Annotated in this window: 1 protein-coding gene; it reads right to left on the bottom strand. The window is 58.3% G+C overall.

Translation table 11 applies throughout. From position 1 onward, the window contains the following. On the bottom strand, positions 1 to 1,422 hold a 1,422-nt coding region (locus A3722_RS17640; RefSeq protein WP_150120542.1), incomplete at both ends, for an efflux RND transporter permease subunit.

Genomic DNA, 1,422 nt, shown 5'->3' with positions numbered 1-1,422 from the left:
TCAGCGCCAGGGGGATATTCAACAGGATGAGGATCGCTGATTTCAGGCGACCAAAGGTTACCAGAAGGATCAGCAGAACGATGCCCAACGTAATCGGAATAACCACTTTGAAACGGGCATTCGCCTGTTGCTGAAGCTCGAATTGGCCGCCCCAGACCAAACGATACCCGGGCGGTAGATCCAACTGAGCGTCCGTCAACGTCTGCGCTTCGGCAACGAAAGAGCCGATATCGCGACCGCGCACGTTGGACTGGACCGTGATGAAGCGTTCGCCATCTTCGCGTGTGATCTGGCGTGGACCGATTACAGTTTCGATATTGGCCACTGTGTCCAGCGGCACCCGTGCGCCCGAAGGCGATTCCAGCACGATGCGTCTGATCGCCTCCGGTGTGTCGCGGCTTTCTTCGTCAAAACGCACCATTATCGGAAACTGTCGCACGCCCTCGAACAGTGATCCGGCCTCGGCCCCGCCGACGGCTGCACGCAGCCCATCCAACGCTTCCTCAACATCAAGCCCGTAGCGACCAAGGACTGACCGATCCACGGTTACCACAAGTTGCGGCGCACCGGTGATCTGGTCGGCCTGTACCTCGGCAGCCCCCTCAACCTGTTGCAGGAGTGATTGCAGGACTTGTGATCGCTCCAACAGAATTTCGGAATCCGGTCCAAAGATTTTGACGGCCAGTTCGGCGCGTGTGCCGGTCAGCAATTCATCAACAGCCATCGCGATGGGTTGGCCGATATTCACCACAATCCCCGGAAAGCTTTCCAGATCTTCCGAAATCGCCGTGCGCAAACCTTCGGCAGACAAGCCGGGCCGCCACTGATCGACCGGGTTCAACTCGATGAAGGCTTCGGCGCTGTTGGTCGGGTCAGCATGCGCGCCAACCTCACCACGCCCAATACGGGTCACGATGGACTTGATTTCAGGAAAATTCTTTAACAGCCGCTTTTCCACAAGCGTCGTCGTCTTCGTCCCTTCGGTAAGCGAAATCGAGGGTGCCATGGTGACGCGCATCAGAATATCGCCTTCCTCCAACGACGGCGTAAATTCGGAACCAAGTCGCGATCCTGCAAAACCGCCCACCGCCAAAAATATGCCGCACAGGACAATGGCGAAAAAACGGTTACGGACAAAGAACCCGGCCGCACCACTGACCATCGCGACAGTCCGCCCCGGCTTGTCAGGGGCCTTCTTGCCGGATCGGCGCATCACCGAAAAGGCCATGGAAGGCGCAATCAGGGCCGCATAGAACAGCGATCCGGTCATGGCGAGTGCAGCCGATGCCGCCAAGGGCCGGAAGGTTTTGCCCTCAACCCCTTGCAGCGAGAAAAGCGGCAGGAAAACAACGATAACCACGGCAACCGCCGCCACCAGAGGTGCGATTACCTCGGCGGTAGATCGGGCAACCAACATACGCG

Source organism: Sulfitobacter sp. HI0027 (genome assembly GCF_001634775.1).
GTDB lineage: Bacteria > Pseudomonadota > Alphaproteobacteria > Rhodobacterales > Rhodobacteraceae > Sulfitobacter.
The sequence above is the reverse complement of the archived record's forward strand: the minus strand, read 5'-3'. Positions and strand labels throughout refer to the sequence as shown.